The organism is Nocardiopsis sp. CNZ308 (assembly GCF_004217075.1).
This window is the reverse complement of the sequence record NZ_SHKJ01000001.1, coordinates 3,615,880-3,631,062: the sequence shown is the minus strand read 5'-3', so window position 1 is coordinate 3,631,062 and position 15,183 is coordinate 3,615,880. Positions and strand designations below refer to the sequence as shown.

The 15,183-nt window shown below is 72.4% G+C and carries 12 protein-coding genes and 1 tRNA gene; 1 reads left to right on the top strand and 12 read right to left on the bottom strand.

Features of this window, described 5'->3' with window-relative positions; translation table 11 throughout:
* Nucleotides 1-181 precede the first annotated feature (181 nt).
* The 11 genes from prmC to EV372_RS15780 form a co-directional block, all read right to left on the bottom strand.
* Entirely contained in the window at nt 182-1,045 is an 864-nt protein-coding gene (gene prmC, locus EV372_RS15830; RefSeq protein ID WP_013151380.1) for a peptide chain release factor N(5)-glutamine methyltransferase, read from the bottom strand.
* A complete protein-coding gene (gene prfA / locus EV372_RS15825) occupies nt 1,042-2,112 on the bottom strand; it encodes a peptide chain release factor 1 (RefSeq protein ID WP_013151379.1) in 1,071 nt (356 codons plus the stop codon). Before prfA ends, prmC begins: the two co-directional genes overlap by 4 nt.
* Before the next feature lie 111 nt (nt 2,113-2,223).
* Complete coding sequence (gene rpmE, locus EV372_RS15820; RefSeq protein ID WP_061078094.1) at nt 2,224-2,433, bottom strand: 50S ribosomal protein L31; 210 nt, start codon at nt 2,431-2,433, stop codon at nt 2,224-2,226.
* Between the two features lie 196 nt (nt 2,434-2,629).
* Nucleotides 2,630-4,462 (bottom strand): L-lactate permease, encoded by a 1,833-nt coding sequence (locus EV372_RS15815; RefSeq protein ID WP_130396600.1) that lies wholly within the window; start codon nt 4,460-4,462, stop codon nt 2,630-2,632.
* Between the two features lie 290 nt (nt 4,463-4,752).
* Complete coding sequence (rho, locus tag EV372_RS15810; RefSeq protein WP_130396599.1) at nt 4,753-6,744, bottom strand: transcription termination factor Rho; 1,992 nt, start codon at nt 6,742-6,744, stop codon at nt 4,753-4,755.
* Nucleotides 6,745-7,184: 440 nt separating this feature from the next.
* On the bottom strand, nt 7,185-8,123 hold the full coding sequence (gene thrB / locus EV372_RS15805; RefSeq protein ID WP_130398948.1) for a homoserine kinase: 939 nt from the start codon (nt 8,121-8,123) through the stop codon (nt 7,185-7,187).
* A gap of 240 nt (nt 8,124-8,363) precedes the next feature.
* A complete protein-coding gene (thrC, locus tag EV372_RS15800) occupies nt 8,364-9,422 on the bottom strand; it encodes a threonine synthase (protein ID WP_197044428.1) in 1,059 nt (352 codons plus the stop codon).
* A gap of 243 nt (nt 9,423-9,665) precedes the next feature.
* Nucleotides 9,666-10,952 carry a homoserine dehydrogenase gene (locus EV372_RS15795; protein ID WP_130396597.1) on the bottom strand — a complete coding sequence of 429 codons (1,287 nt, stop codon included), beginning with the start codon at nt 10,950-10,952 and terminating at the stop codon, nt 9,666-9,668.
* Between the two features lie 68 nt (nt 10,953-11,020).
* Nucleotides 11,021-12,406 carry a diaminopimelate decarboxylase gene (gene lysA / locus EV372_RS15790; RefSeq protein ID WP_130396596.1) on the bottom strand — a complete coding sequence of 462 codons (1,386 nt, stop codon included), beginning with the start codon at nt 12,404-12,406 and terminating at the stop codon, nt 11,021-11,023.
* Nucleotides 12,407-12,520: 114 nt separating this feature from the next.
* Complete coding sequence (locus tag EV372_RS15785; protein WP_130396595.1) at nt 12,521-13,606, bottom strand: DALR anticodon-binding domain-containing protein; 1,086 nt, start codon at nt 13,604-13,606, stop codon at nt 12,521-12,523.
* Nucleotides 13,603-13,989: a response regulator gene (locus EV372_RS15780; RefSeq protein ID WP_130396594.1), complete on the bottom strand. Its 387-nt coding sequence runs from the start codon at nt 13,987-13,989 to the stop codon at nt 13,603-13,605. Before EV372_RS15780 ends, EV372_RS15785 begins: the two co-directional genes overlap by 4 nt.
* A 130-nt stretch (nt 13,990-14,119) precedes the next feature.
* On the opposite strand from EV372_RS15780, the gene EV372_RS15775 reads away from it, so the two are divergent.
* A tRNA-Arg gene (locus EV372_RS15775) sits at nt 14,120-14,191 on the top strand.
* A gap of 257 nt (nt 14,192-14,448) precedes the next feature.
* Here the strand turns inward: EV372_RS15775 and EV372_RS15770 are convergent.
* The gene (locus tag EV372_RS15770; protein ID WP_130396593.1) at nt 14,449-15,150 is read right to left on the bottom strand and encodes an exonuclease domain-containing protein; all 702 of its coding nucleotides are present in this window, start codon (nt 15,148-15,150) and stop codon (nt 14,449-14,451) included.
* Between the last annotated feature and the right edge of the window lie 33 nt (nt 15,151-15,183).

The following is a 15,183-nucleotide window of genomic DNA, read 5'->3' as shown; positions in this document are numbered from 1 at the left end:
ACGGTCGGACCGGGATACGGGGGGCACCAGCGACGCTCGGGCGCCGGCGGGGTTCTGGAGGCGTCGGACGTGCCGCCGGCGACGAAGGAGCCAGGCACGGGAGACGCCGCTGTGTCTCCTGCAACCCATTCCCGCCCTTCGGGCGCCCGAGCGCGTGAGCGAAGCGAACCGGACAACGCGATCAGCCGTCCTCGTCGGCGCGGCGCATGACCACGAAGCGGTCGCGCCGGGCCAGGTCCTTGCGGTTGAGGACGTCGCGCCAGCCCCTGTCCTCGGGGAAGAGCCAGGGGATGTCGATGCCCTGGCCGTCGTGGTGCTCCACGGCCATCGCGCCGCCCGGGCGCAGCAGCCTGCGGCCGACCGCCTCCAGCGCGCGGATCATGTCCAGGCCGTCCTCGCCCGACCACAGCGCGGGGGCGGGGTCGTAGTCGCGCACCTCGGGCGGGATGGCTCCGGCCTCGCGGGTGGGGACGTAGGGGGGGTTGCTGATGAGCAGGTCGACGCGCCCGTTGAGCTGGGGAAGGGCGGTGCGCATGTCGCCGTGGTGGGAGGTGACCCGGTCGGCGTGGCCGCTGGCGTCGATGTTGCGCCGGGCCCAGGCCAGGGCGTCGGGGTCGACCTCCACCGTGTGCACGCGCGAGCGCGGCACCTCCTGCGCGATGGAGATGGCGATGGCTCCCGAGCCGGTGCCGAGGTCGACCACCAGGGGGTCGGCGACGTCCATGGCGCGCAGGGTCTGGATGGCCCAGTCGACCATGATCTCGGTCTCGGGGCGGGGCACGAAGACCCCGGGCCCGACGCGGAGTTCGAGGTAGCGGAAGTAGGCGCGGCCGGTGATGTGCTGGAGGGGTTCGCGGGCCTCGCGCCGGGAGACGCACTCCCAGTAGCGGGCGTCGAAGTCGGAGTCGGCGACCGTGTGCAGCTCACCTCGACGGACACCGTGCACGAACGCCGCGAGTTCCTCGGCGTCGGCGCGAGGTGAGGCCACGCCCGCCTCCGCGAGTCTGCGCGTCGCGCGGGCGACCTCGTCGAGCAGGACGTTCATGACGACTGAGCCGCTTCGAGCCTTTCCTTGGTGTCCGCGTCCACGAGGGCCTTGACGACCCCGCCGAGTTCCCCGTCGAGGACCTGGTCGAGGTTGTAGGCCTTGTATCCGACCCGGTGGTCGGAGATGCGGTTCTCGGGGAAATTGTAGGTGCGCACGCGCTCGGACCGGTCCACCGTGCGGACCTGGCTCTTGCGCTCGGCGGCGGCCTCGGCGTCCGCGCTGGCCTGGGCCTCGGCGTAGATGCGGGCGCGCAGGATGCGCATGGCCTGCTCCTTGTTCTGGAGCTGGCTCTTCTCGTTCTGGCACGAGGCGACGATGCCGGTCGGCAGGTGGGTGATGCGCACCGCGGAGTCGGTGGTGTTGACGCTCTGGCCGCCGGGCCCGGAGGAGCGGTAGACGTCCACGCGAAGGTCCTTCTCGTGGATCTCGACCTCGATGTCCTCGGCCTCGGGGACGACCAGCACACCGGCCGCGGAGGTGTGGATGCGGCCCTGGGACTCGGTGACGGGGACGCGCTGCACGCGGTGCACGCCGCCCTCGAACTTGAGCATCGGCCACACGCCCGAACCGGGCTCGGGGGTGCCCTTGTTCTTGAAGGCGATCGTGATGTCCTTGTACCCGCCGAGGTCGGAGTGGGTGGAGTCGATGACCTCGGTCTTCCAGCCCTGGCGCTCGGCGTAGCGCAGGTACATGCGCACCAGGTCGCCGGCGAAGAGGGCGGACTCCTCACCGCCCTCGCCCGCCTTGACCTCCATGATGAGGTTCTTGTCGTCGGCGGGGTCCCGGGGGATGAGCAGGACGCGCAGGCGCTCGGTGAGCCGCTCGGCCTCCTCGGTCAGGCGGTCGGCCTCCTCGGCGAAGGAGGAGTCCTCGGCGGCGAGCTCGCGCGCGGTGTCGATGTCGCTCTCGACCTCCTTGAGCGCGCGGTAGGTCTCGATGATGGGGGTGAGCTGTGCGTAGCGTTTGCCCAGCGTGCGCGCCCTGGCCTGGTCGGCGTGCACCTCGGGGTCGGCGAGCTGCTGTTCCAGCTCGTAGTACTCCCCCAGTAGGTCGTCCAGCTTCACGTTCGCCCGTCCCCGTCGTGTTGTGCTTACCTCGCCTGTCCGTCTCCCCCTCGGGGGTCAGCCTGGTCCCGCGGGGCCGGGTGCTCCGGCCCCGCGGGACAGCGGGCGGCGCTACTTGCGCTTGCCGAAGCGCTTCTCGAAGCGGGCGACGCGGCCACCGGTGTCCAGGATCTTCTGCTTGCCCGTGTAGAACGGGTGGCACTCGGAGCACACCTCGGCGCGGATCTTGCCCTCGTTGACGGTGCTGCGGGTGATGAAGTGGGCACCGCAGGTGCAGGTCACCTCGGTAGCGACGTACTCGGGGTGGATGTCGGCCTTCATGTGTGTCTCCTCATCAGGGGCGCGACCGCCGGACGCATGACGGGCCGGGCCGCCAGGGGGCGGGTCGGTCGTCGTGGGCCATGCGCGAACCGGTGTCGCGGCGATCCAGGTAACGGGGCGGCGGGCCCAGCCGAAGCGGGGCGGGCCACTCCCCGCTACCAGTTTGCCAGACCCACAACGTTGCCGGGACCAGTACCTATTCCTCCCCCTCTCCGCTGCCGCCTCCAGGGGCGGTTCCGGCGGTGCGGGAGGGGGGCTTGTGCGCGTCGGCCCTGCGCATGAGGAGGACGAGCGCGGCGAGCACGGCGAGGACCAGGAGGAGCATGACGGTGCCGGTGTCGGGGCCGAACCCGTAGACGAGGACGTAGCTCACCGACCCCGCCAGCAGCACGTAGTAGGTCATGGGCAGGAGGCTCTGGCGGATGAGGTCGCCCTCGCGTCCGGCCAGTCCGACCACGGCGGAGGCGGCGACCACGTTGTGCACGGTGATCATGTTGCCCGCGGCGCCGCCCACGGCCTGGGCGGCCACGACGGTCTCGGGCGGGATGCCGATGCGTTCGGCGGTGGAGAACTGGAAGAGGGAGAACATCAGGTTGGACACGGTGTTGGAGCCCGCGACGAAGGCGCCCAGGGCGCCGATCCAGGGGGCGTAGAGCGGCCAGGTGGTCCCGCCCAGTTCGGCGGCTCCGATGGCGAGGGTGAGCGGCATGCTCTCCATGGCGGTGTCGCCGAAGTCGCCTCCGGTGTTGATGAAGACGCGGACGAGCGGGACGGCGAAGAGCAGGGCGACGGCCGCCCCGGCCAGCTGTGATCCGGCCATCCGCCAGGAGTCGGCGATCTGGCGGCGGGTCATGCGGTGCAGGCCGTAGGTGAGCAGGCAGACGAGGATGAAGGCCGCGCCGGGGGAGTAGAGGGGTTCGACGAGCTGGGAGACGGGGGTGCCGAAGATGTCGGTGGCTCCGACCGTGACGCCGGTCAGCCAGTCCTCCAGGGGTGTGATGGTGCGGGTGGCCACCAGCAGCGCGGCGACCATGAGGTAGGGCGCCCAGGCGGCCAGGAAGCCGACGCGTCCGCCGTCGGCGGGCGCGGTCTCGCCGTCCCCCGGGGAGAGCGTGCCGCTCCAGCGGGCCAGCCAGTCCTCGCGGGGCGGGAAGTCCCAGGTCCGCTTGGGCATGAGGAAGCCCTTGCGCGCGGCGACGACCACGATGACCAGGCCGGTGAGGCCGCCGAGGAGGCTGGTGAACTCCACGCCGAGGAAGTGGTTGTACAGGACCGAGGGGACGGTCATGGCGAAGGCGGCGAACAGCGCGAACCTCCACACTCCGAGGCCGTCGGAGAAGCGCCGGCCACCGCCGTAGAAGCCGCAGAGCATGCAGCAGATGAAGAGCGGGACGAGGGTTCCGGCGACGGCGTGCAGCAGGACGGTCTGGAGCCCGATGAGGCTGATGAAACCCGGCGTGTCCAGGCCGAGTTCGGCGGCGCGCGCGGCGACCGCGGACGACCCCTCCAGCCCTCCGGAGACGCCGACGAGGATGGGTGTGCCCACCGCGCCGAAGCTGACCGGCGTGCTCTGGATGACCAGGCCGACCATGACGGCGGCCATGGCGGGGAAGCCCAGGGCCAGCAGGAGCGGCGCGACCACGGCGGCGGGGGTGCCGAAGCCGGAGGCGCCCTCGATGAAGCTGCCGAACAGCCAGCCGATGATGATCGCCTGGACGCGGCGGTCGGGGCTGATGTCGGTGAAGGTGGCGCGGATGGTGGCGATGGCGCCGCTCTTGGTGAGGGTGGACAGCAGCAGGAGCGCGCCGAAGATGATGTAGAGCAGACCGATCGCGAGGATGAGGCCCTGGACGGTGGAGGCGGCGATCGCGACCCAGTCGGTCCGCCAGAAGAGGACGGCGATGGCGACCACGACGACGTATCCGGCGGGCATCGCGTACATGGCCGGGAGGCGGAACCCGACGAGCAGGACGCCGACGAGGACGATCGGGGCGAGCGCGAGGAGGCTGAGTAGGGCGAGGTTGTCCATCCGGGCGGCTCCCTGGTGCGGGGACTACTCGACGGCGCGACCCTAGATCGTTTTCCTGTCGCGGGATACACCCTTATGTGATCCGCAACACAGTGGTGATCTTTTTCGTCCCACGGGCTGATCCTTCCGCGATTCGAAAGGAATGCGGTGAAGGGCCCGGTCGGTGGAGCGCTGTCCCGCACGCGGGAGCCCGTCCGGGCGGGCGCGCCCACCGCCGACACACCGCGCGGACACGACGGAGCCCCCCTCCCGGAGCGGGAGAGGGGCTCGGTTCGACCGGGGGTCGCGGGTCAGCGCTCGGGGCCCACGGTGGTCTTCTGGATCTGGAGCAGGAACTCGGCGTTGCTCTTGGACTCCTTCATCTTGTCCAGGAGCAGCTCGATGGCCTGCTGGGTGTCGAGCGCGTGCAGCACCCGGCGCAGCTTCCAGACCACGCCCAGCTCCTCGGAGGACATGAGGATCTCCTCCTTGCGGGTGCTGGACGCGTCCACGTCCACCGCCGGGAAGATCCGCTTGTCGGCCAGGCTCCGGTTGAGCTTGAGCTCCATGTTGCCGGTGCCCTTGAACTCCTCGAAGATCACCTCGTCGGCGCGCGAGCCGGTCTCGACCAGCGCCGTGGCCAGGATGGTCAGCGAGCCGCCGCCCTCGATGTTGCGGGCCGCGCCGAAGAAGCGCTTGGGCGGGTAGAGCGCCGTGGAGTCCACACCGCCGGACATGATGCGCCCGCTGGCCGGGGCGGCCAGGTTGTAGGCGCGGCCCAGGCGGGTGATGGAGTCCAGCAGGACGACGACGTCCATGCCCATCTCCACGAGCCGCTTGGCGCGCTCGATGGCCAGGTCGGCGACGACCGTGTGGTCCTCGGCGGGCCGGTCGAAGGTCGAGTGGATGACCTCGCCCTTGACCGTGCGCTGCATGTCGGTGACTTCCTCGGGCCGCTCGTCGACCAGGATCACCATCAGGTAGCACTCGGGGTTGTTCTCGGTGATGGCGTTGGCGATCGCCTGCACCACCATCGTCTTGCCCGCCTTGGGCGGGGAGACGATCAGCCCGCGCTGGCCCTTGCCGATGGGCGCCACCAGGTCGATGATGCGCGTGGTGAGGATCTGCGGCTCGGTCTCCAGGCGCAGGCGCTCCTGCGGGTACAGGGGGACCAGCTTGGAGAACTCCTGGCGGCCCCTGGCCTGGTCGGGCGACATGCCGTTGACCGAGTCCAGGCGGACCAGGGCGTTGAACTTCTCCCTGCGCTCGCCGTCCTTGGGCTGGCGGACCGCGCCGATGATGTGGTCGCCCTTGCGCAGGCCGTGCTTGCGGACCTGGGCCAGGGAGACGTAGACGTCGCTCTGGCCGGGGAGGTAGCCGGTGGTGCGCACGAAGGCGTAGTTGTCCAGGATGTCGAGGATGCCCGCGACCGGCAGCAGGACGTCGTCCTCGCCGATCACCGGCTCCGGCTCCTGGCCCCCGCCGCGTCCGCGGCGGTCCCGGCGGTCCCGGCGGCGTCCGCGGCGGCGTCCGCCGAAGTCGTCGTCGTCGCCACCGCCACCACCACCGGAGCCGCGGCCCTGGTTCTGGCCGCCACCACCCTGCTGGGCGTTGCTGTTCGCGTTCTGGTCGTCACCGCCGCGGTTGCGGTTGCGGCGGTTGCGCTGGCGCTCGCGACCCTGCCCGGACCTGTTGTCACGGTCCTCGGCGGAGTCGGGGCCGTTCTTCTGGGGGGTGCTGGATGTCTTGGTCACGCTGCTCGCGGAGGTAGAGGATTCGGCGCCGTCCACCGCCCGGGGCTGGTCGCCGGGCTCGTCACCGCGTCGGCGGGACGAACGACGACCGCGGGAGGGCTTGTCGCCCCGTCCGCCCTGGGGGTCGGTCACGGCCTGGTCCGACGGCTGCTTGTCCGCGCGCTTGCGCGGGGCCTCGTCCGTGCCCGGCGTCTCGGGAGCCTCGGCCCGGCCGTCGGTTGCCTCGACCTTACCGGCCTTGGACGCCGTCTCTGCGCTCTTTGCTGTTTTGGCCTTCGTGGGGCCGCCGACCGGGCCGCCCTGCTTGGCCTCGATCGCGGCGATGACGTCGCTCTTGCGCATGCGCCCCGTACCGGTGATACCCAGGCTGGACGCGAGCTTCTGGAGCTCGGGGAGCTTCAGGGCCGCGAGACCGGTGCCGCGCGAAGCCGTGCGGGACCGCGAGGGTGTGGCTGTCGGCGCGCCATCGCCAGCCTCCGTCACGGAAACGCCGGTGGTGGCTTTGTCTTCGACCGCCGCGTCCGTTCGGAGTTCGGTGGTGTCGCTCACTAAGGGTCCTTCCCAAGGAGCGGGCGTCGGCCGTCAGCGGGTGCTGGAGCGGCCGGCCCGGTGGTGCGAACCGGCAGGGCCGGGTAGGGCGTGCCCCACGTGGATGTTCGGAAACCGGCGTGAAGGCGGTCCCGTACCCAATCGCGACGGGCTCTGGGTACAGCCAGACGTCGGGGCGGATGGCTCGGTGGTGTTGCCCGTCCATCGTGGAGACACGCTCATCCGAGGAGGAGCGGGCTGCGATGACGTTGGCGACAGTCGCGGGAGAACCGCGGACTCGACACGTCGGCCGCCGCTTCCGGTTGGTCGTGGGACCGGACCACCGGAGTATGGGACGCGAAGGCCGTTGTGGCGGATGAGCACTCGCCCCGCAACGGGGCATCTGGTGCTTCACCTAGCCTAACACCACCACAGGCCACGGCTATTCCTCGACACAGGTGCTACGGATGGGGAGATGGGGACCGCACCCCCGCCAGCTCCACGAGCAGGGGGCGTATGTCCCACTTCTTACCCGCCCTCCGGCGGATCGAATCAACCTGGTCCGCGATTTCCGGCGAATCCGCGGACGCCTCCCCCGCCCCCGCGGAGCACAGGACCAGGACCGTCGGCCCCGCCCCGGAGACCACCGCGGGCAGTTTCTCGTGTTGACGCAGGTCACGGATGAGGTCGAGGGTGTCCGGCATGGCCGGGGCGCGGTAGGACTCGTGTAGCCGATCCCGCGTGGCCGCGTACAGGGCCTCGGGATGGCCACAAACGGCCGCGGTCATCAGCGCGGCGCGCCCGGCGTTGAAGGCGGCGTCGCCGTGGGGCACCCGTTCGGGCAGCAGCCCGCGGGCCCGCTCGGTGGACAGCCGCCACTCGGGCACGCACAGCACCGGCAGGACGCGGGGGTCCGGGGCCAGGGACACCGCGCCCCAGCGGTCACCGTCGCGGTAGGCGACCGTGTATCCGCCGTAGACGCAGGGGGCCACGTTGTCGGGGTGGCCCTCGATGTCCGCGGCGATCCGGTAGATGCCGTCGCGGTCCGGCCCGCCGTCGGGGCCGGTGCGTCCCAGCAGGGCGCTGGCGGCGGCCACGCCGCCGACGATCGCCGAGGAGGAGGAGCCGAGACCGCGTGCGTGCGGGACCCCGTTGACGCAGGTCAGATCGAGCCCGGGCAGTTGCTCCCCGGCCCGCTCGAAGGTCTCGCGCATGGCGCGCACCACGAGGTGGCGCTCGTCGAGGGGGACCTCGTCGGCGCCCTCCCCCTCGACGCGCACGCGCAGCTCGCCGTCCTCGCGCGGGGACGCCTCGAACGTGTTGTACAGGCGCAGCGCCAGGCCCAGGGCGTCGAAGCCCGGTCCGAGGTTGGCGCTGGTGGCGGGGGCCTGGACGGACACCCGGGTGGGGCGTGGTGGGCTCACGTGGGGCTCTCTCCTGGCGGGGGCTCTCGGGAAGCCCCCGCGTGGTACTCGTCCACAGGCGGGATCGGGGTCTTGCAAGGATGATGGGTGCGCGGTGAGGGTGGTTGTCGGGGGCCCACACCCTCGCGGGCACGGGGCCGCACCCCTCCCGGTCGGAGGTTACCGGCGTCCCCGCCAGGGCGGAAGGCTCTCCCTCCGCCCTGTGGACGACCGGTCTCAGGCCAGGTCGAGGGCCTGGGCCGCGGCGAGGGCGTCGACCGGGACGGTGGTGGCGGAGGAGGCTCCGGCCAGCGCCCAGTCGGGGTCCTTGAGGCCGTTGCCGGTCACGGTGCACACCACGCGGCTGCCGGGCTCGACCAGCCCCGCCTGGACGGACTGGAGCAGACCGGCCACGCTGGCGGCGGAGGCCAGCTCCACGAACACGCCCTCCTCGGCGGCGAGGAGCTTGTAGGCGGCCATGATCTGGCGGTCGGTGACCTTGTCGATGAGGCCGCCGGACTCGTCGCGGGCCTGCTCGGCCAGCTTCCAGGAGGCCGGGTTGCCGATCCGGATGGCGGTGGCGATGGTGCTCGGGCTGGTGACGGGGGCGCCGTTGACGATGGGCGCGGAGCCGCTGGCCTGGAAGCCGAGCATGCGCGGGTTGCGGGTGGAGATCCCGTCCCTGGAGTACTCGGTGTAGCCCATCCAGTAGGCGGTGATGTTGCCCGCGTTGCCCACGGGGATGCAGTGGACGTCGGGGGCGTCGCCGAGGGCGTCGACGATCTCGAAGGCGGCGGTCTTCTGCCCCTGGAGGCGGTAGGGGTTGACCGAGTTCACCAGGGCGACCGGGTAGTCCACGCTGAGCTTGCGGGCGAGTTCGAGGCAGTCGTCGAAGTTGCCGTCGACCTGGAGCAGGCGGGCGCCGTGGACGAGGGCCTGGGCCAGCTTGCCCATGGCGATCTTGCCCTGGGGCACCAGCACGGCGCAGGTCATGCCCGCGCGGATGGCGTAGGCGGCGGCGCTGGCGCTGGTGTTGCCGGTGGAGGCGCAGATGACGGCCTTGGCGCCGTCCTCGGCGGCCTTGGTGATGGCCATGGTCATGCCGCGGTCCTTGAAGGACCCGGTGGGGTTGAGCCCCTCGACCTTGAGGAAGACCTCGCAGCCCGTGAGCTCGGACACGCGCGTGGCGGGCAGCAGGGGCGTGCCGCCCTCCTGGAGGGTGACAACGGGGGTGTTCTCGTTGACGGGGAGGCGGTCGCGGTACTCCTCGACGATGCCTCGCCACGCCCGTGCCATGCTCACGACTTGTCCCTTTCGGGTGGATGCGGCTTCGCTTGACGCGCGGTGGAAGCGGCGGGGTTCCCGGACGGCCCGGCGGCGCGTCCGTCGCCCCCACCAGCTACGAGTCTATGACCACGCCCGCACTATCTCGAATCGCGGTCTGGTGTCTCATCATACGGACATGGGGGTCGGCGGAGGGCCGCACGGGTCCCGTGCGGCCCTCCGCGGGGTCCCGGCCGTCCGCGGCGCGCGGTCCGCTCAGTCGGCGAAGGTCTCCACGCGCATGACACTGGCCACCTCGCGCACCATGTCGTGGACGCGCAGGTCCTCGACCGTGGCGCTGAGCGCGGCGTCGGGGGCGGGGTGGCTCACCAGCACCAGCTGGGCGTCGTCCCCGGTGCCCTCCTGGCGCACGTTCTTGATGGACACGCCGTGGTCGGCGAAGATCTCCGCGACCTTGGACAGCACGCCGGGGCGGTCCGCCACGTCCAGCGCCACGTGGTAGCTGGTGATGGTCTCGCCCATGTCGTGCACCGGCAGCCCGGTGTCGTGCCCGCCCTCGGCCACCGAGGTGTCGGCGAGGCGGTTGCGCGCCACCGCGACCAGGTCGCCCAGGACCGCGCTGGCGGTGGGGGTACCCCCCGCCCCGGCCCCGTAGAACATCAGGCGGCCCGCGGACTCGGCCTCCACGAACACCGCGTTGTAGGCCTCCTTGACACTGGCCAGGGGGTGCCCGACCGGGAGCATCACCGGGTGGACGCGCACGCCCACCGACTCCCCGTCCTGCGAGCGCTGGCAGATGGCCAGGAGTTTGACCACGCAGCCCATCGCGCGGGCGCTGGCGATGTCGCCCGCGGACACGCCGGTGATGCCCTCGCGGTGCACGTCGGCGGCGGTCACCCGCTGGGTGTGGAAGGCCAGCCGGGCCAGGATGGCGGCCTTGGCCGCCGCGTCGAAGCCCTCCACGTCCGCGGTGGGGTCGGCCTCGGCGTACCCGAGGGCCTGCGCCTGTTCCAGGGACTCGGTGAACCCTGCGCCCAGGGAGTCCATCCGGTCGAGGATGTAGTTGGTGGTGCCGTTGACGATGCCCAGCACGCGGTTGACCCTGTCCCCCGCGAGCGAGTCGCGCAGCGGCCGCAGCAGCGGGATCGCGCCCGCCACGGAGGCCTCGTAGTACAGGTCCACCCCGGCGTCGCGGGCGGCGGCGTGCAGGGTCTGGCCGTCCTCGGCGAGCAGGGCCTTGTTGGCCGTGACCACGGACTTGCCCGACTTGATCGCGGCGAGGATCAGCGAGCGGGCCGGTTCGATGCCGCCGATGACCTCCACCACGAGGTCGATGTCGGGACGCGTGGCCAGGGCCGTGGCGTCGGTGGTCAGCAGCGCCGGGTCGACGCCGCGGTCGCGGCCCAGGCGGCGCACCGCGATGCCCCCGATCTCGATGGGCGTGCCCACCCGCGCGGCCAGTTCCTCGGACTGCTCGTTGACCAGGCGGACGACTTCCGAGCCCACCACGCCGCATCCGAGCAGCGCCACCTTCATCGCCATTTGGGCGTGACTCCCACTTCTCTCGTGAATCCTCGTCTCGGGGCGGCCCCGGCCGCCGTCGGGACCGTTCAGCCGACGTCGAGGCGGAGGAGGTCCTCCTCGTTCTCCCTGCGCACGATGACGCGGGAGCTCCCGCCGCGGACCGCGACCATGGCCGGCCGGGGCAGGTGGTTGTAGTTGCTCGCCATGGAGTAGCAGTAGGCCCCGGTGGCGGCGACGGCCACCAGGTCGCCCGGGCGCAGGTCCGCGGGCAGGTAGAGGTCGTGGACGATGATGTCTCCGCTCTCGCAGTGCTTGCCGACCAGGCGGGACAGCATGGGCTCGGCGTCGCTCTCGCGGGAGACGAGCTGGCTGGTGTACTCCGAGCCGTACAGGGCGGTGCGGATGTTGTCGCTCATGCCGCCGTCGACGCTGACGTAGGTGCGGATGCCCTCCACGTCCTTGACGGTACCGACCTCGTAGACGGTGATCCCCGCCGGGCCCGCGATGGCGCGGCCGGGCTCGACCGCGATGCGGGGCACCGGCAGTCCGGCCTCCTCGCACTCGCGGCGCACGATGGAGGTGAGGCTCCCCGCGATGGTCTTGGGGTCCAGGGGGTCGTCGCCGGAGGTGTAGGCGATGCCCAGGCCGCCGCCGAGGTCGAGCTCGGCCAGGGTGACGCCCAGCTCGTCGTGGACACCGGTGAGGAACCGGGTCACGCGGCGGGCGGCGACCTCGAAGCCGGAGGTGTCGAAGATCTGCGAGCCGATGTGCGAGTGCAGGCCGACGAGTTCCAGGTGCGGGGCGGCCAGGACGCGGCGGACGGCCTCGGCGGCGGCGCCGGTGCTCATCGCGAAGCCGAACTTCTGGTCGTCGTGGGCGGTGGCGACGAACTCGTGGGTGTGCGCCTCCACGCCGGTGGTGACGCGGATGAGGACCTTGGGGCGGGCGCCGAGTTCGGCGGCGATCGCGCCGAGGCGCTCGATCTCGTCGAGGGAGTCGATGATGACGCGGCCCACCCCGGCCTCGACGGCGCGGCGCAGCTCGGCGGCGGACTTGTTGTTGCCGTGCATGCCGATGCGCTCGGCGGGGACCCCGGCGGCCAGGGCGACGGTGAGTTCGCCGCCCGAGCACACGTCGAGCTTGAGCCCCTCCTCGTTGACCCAGCGCGCGACGGCCTTGGTCAGCAGCGCCTTGCCCGCGTAGTAGACGTCGGCGTCGGAGAAGGCGGTGCGGTAGTCGCGGGCGCGGCCTCGGAAGTCCTCCTCGTCCATGACGAAGAGCGGTGTGCCGTGGGCGGCGGCGAGTTCGCGCACGCCGACGCCGCCGACGGTGAGCTCACCGTCCGTTCGGCGCGCGGTGGCGGGCCACACGCGCGGGTCGAGGGCGTTGAGGTCCTCGGGCGGCAGCGGCGGGTTGTCCTCCGGCAGGATCTCCGCGTGGCGGGAACCGGCGGGGTGGGCGTAGCGGCTCATGATGGGCTTTCGGCTGGGACTGTACGGCTGTGCGGGTCGGCGGCACCCCCCATTGTCCACCGAACCGGTCGGAACGCCGGGGACGGGTACGGCCCACCGGGGGGCACGGGGCGTCTACAGCCTTGTGGGCGCTGACACCCCGAGCAGGAGGAGTCCGGTGCGGAGGACTCCGGCGACGGCTGCTGGCAGGGCCGGGTCCGCGGCGGTCCGCTCAGAGGCTTCGGGGACCGCGGCGGAACACGTCCGCCACTCATCGTAGGCACTGGTCAGCGCCTCCAGGTATCGGACCAGGATATGGGGTTCCTCTCGGCGGGCGGCCGTGTCCAGGGCGCTGGGGCCGTCGAAGAGGAGGCCGCGCACGGCGGCGGTGCGGTCGGGGCTGGCCGCGGGGGGCGGCGCGCCCTCGGCGCTCCAGCGCACGAGGCTGGTCGCGTGGGCGTGGGCGTAGCGCATCCGGAAGGCGGGGTTGGCGTCGGTCAGGCGCGCCCAGGCCCCGGGGTACTCGGCGGAGGGCAGCACCGGCAGGTCGCGCCCGGTGGTCTCGGTGCCGCGCGGGTGCTCGGGCACCGAGCGGCAGAAGGCGACGCGCGCGCTGTCCTCGCCGACCGCGCCGAGGGCGCGCGCGGCGGGGGTGAGCAGTTCCCTGTGCCCGCCGTCGAGGTAGGGGTCTCGCCAGGAGGCCTCGCCGGGGGCGGGCGGAGGGGTCCGGGGGCCGACCGCCAGGGCGACGCGGGCTCGGGCGTCGGCGCGGGCGAGCCTGCGGGCCTGGGCGACCGGCCCGGCCTCGTGCAGGGCGGAGGCGGGCCACTCCCCCTCGCCGTCCCAGTCCCGGCCGGTGAGGAAGCGGGGCCCGTCGGCCGCCGCGGCGAGCAGGGCGTCGCGCTGGCGCCCGGTGAAGGTGACGTTGAGGAAGCCGCGGCCGTCGCCGGTGACGCGGTCGAAGTCCACCAGGCCCTCGTCGCGCATGGCCGAGAGCTCGGCGGCGACGCGGTCGCGGACCTCGGCGCGGCGGTCCCCCCTGCGGTCGGTCTCCCGGCCGCCGGCGCCGCCCGCCAGGCGGGGCGGCAGGGCGGTGGCGGCGTCGGCGCCCCCGTCCGCGTGGTCGTTGCGGGGCCACACGAAGGGGATCGCGTCCGGGGCCAGGTCCAGGGCCCGCGCGGCGGCCGCGCGGACGGCGGCCTCCAGGTGTCTGGGGGTCACTCCCAGCCCCTGTCGACCAGGCTCCGGATGATGTCGATGAGCACGTCGGGGTCGAAGGGCTTGGTGAGGTAGGCGTCCATGCCGACGCGCCTGCCGCGCTGGTGGTCCGTCTCCTGGGTGCGCGCGGTGACCATGATGATGGGGCGGTCGCGGGTGCGGGCGTCGGCGCGCAGGCGCTCGACGGCCGTCCAGCCGTCCACGCGGGGCATCATGACGTCCATGGTGACCACGTGCGGGTCGATGTGCGCGGCGCGGTCGAGGCAGTCCTGGCCGTCCACGGCGGTGAACACCTCGAACCCCTCCAGTTCGAGGTTGAGGCGGATGAGCTCGCGGATGACGTCGTCGTCCTCGACGACGAGAACCCGTGTGGGTAGGGCGTTCACGGGCGCGACCCTACCGCCGCCGGGCGACACGGCACCACCGGATTGCGGTCATCGCCGGGCCGGGGCGGGCGCGGCGTCGACGGGTGGACGAAGGGCGGCGCGCCCCTGCTACAGTTGTTCACGCAAGCCAGCCCCCTTAGCTCAGGGGATAGAGCAACGGCCTCCGGAGCCGTGTGCGCAGGTTCGAATCCTGCAGGGGGCACATCACAGCGGACCAGCGGATTCACCCCGCTGAGCAGCCGGAACGACGCCGACCGCCACGGTCGGCGTTCTTCGTTTCACGGCACCCGGCACCACGTTTCCCGGACTTCCCCGGACACACGGTGGACCGGGCACGCGGTGGACAGGACGTACGACGCCGCGCGGGGCGGTGGTACCGGGAGCTCCCGGTACCACCGCCCCGCGTGTCGGGGCCGCCCGTGGTCGCCCGGCCGGTCCGGCGCGGTGGTCGGTGCCCGGTCAGGCGGGGCCGGGCAGCGGCCAGGAGCCGTCCACGACCGCCTCGGGATCCCTGCGCCGCAGGTAGTCCTGGAAGCTCGCGGCCTGTTCGGCCTTCCAGACGGCCTGCGCGGCGTGCAGGTCGTCGATGTCCATGGCCGCCAGTTCGGGGTGGGCGGCGGCGAGCTTCCAGGCCAGTCGGGCGGCGGCGAGCGCGTCCGCGGCGGCCCCGTGCGCCTGCTCGGCGTCCAGGCGCACGCCGTGGTGGGCGCACACGTCGACCAGCTTGCGCGAGCCGCGCCGGAAGGTGTCGAAGCGCTTGTCGATCACCAGCGGGTCCAGGACGCGCAGCGTCCCGTCGAAGCGCGCCCCGGCGTCGTGGCGCCGGAGTTCGGCGGAGAGCAGTCCCAGGTCGTAGGGGGCGTTGTAGACCACCACCGGCACTCCGTCCGCGGCGGCCTTCTCCAGGGCGGCGCCGATCTCGGGCACCGCCTCGGCTGCGGGGCGGCCGTGCTCGCGGGCGTGCTCGGTGGTGATGTGGTGGATGTCGGTGGCTTCCCGGGGGATCTCGATCCCGGGGTCGATGAGCCAGGTGGTGACCTCCTTGGTGCGGGCCGCGGGGTCGATGCGCCACAGGGCGGCGGTGACGATCCGGTCGTTGGCCAGGTCCAGGCCGGTGGACTCGGTGTCGAACGCGGCCATGGGCCGGGTGTGCCAGGTCATGGGGACCTTTCCGGGTCGGGATGTGCCCATAGG

Coding starts and splice junctions, on each gene's coding strand:
- thrC (WP_197044428.1), bottom strand. CDS start 9,422: ATGGCACGGGCGTGGCGAGGCATCGTCGAGGAGTACCGCGACCGCCTC.
- EV372_RS15795 (WP_130396597.1), bottom strand. CDS start 10,952: ATGGCGATGAAGGTGGCGCTGCTCGGATGCGGCGTGGTGGGCTCGGAA.
- rpmE (WP_061078094.1), bottom strand. CDS start 2,433: ATGAAGGCCGACATCCACCCCGAGTACGTCGCTACCGAGGTGACCTGC.
- prmC (WP_013151380.1), bottom strand. CDS start 1,045: ATGAACGTCCTGCTCGACGAGGTCGCCCGCGCGACGCGCAGACTCGCG.
- EV372_RS15770 (WP_130396593.1), bottom strand. CDS start 15,150: ATGACCTGGCACACCCGGCCCATGGCCGCGTTCGACACCGAGTCCACC.
- lysA (WP_130396596.1), bottom strand. CDS start 12,406: ATGAGCCGCTACGCCCACCCCGCCGGTTCCCGCCACGCGGAGATCCTG.
- EV372_RS15815 (WP_130396600.1), bottom strand. CDS start 4,462: ATGGACAACCTCGCCCTACTCAGCCTCCTCGCGCTCGCCCCGATCGTC.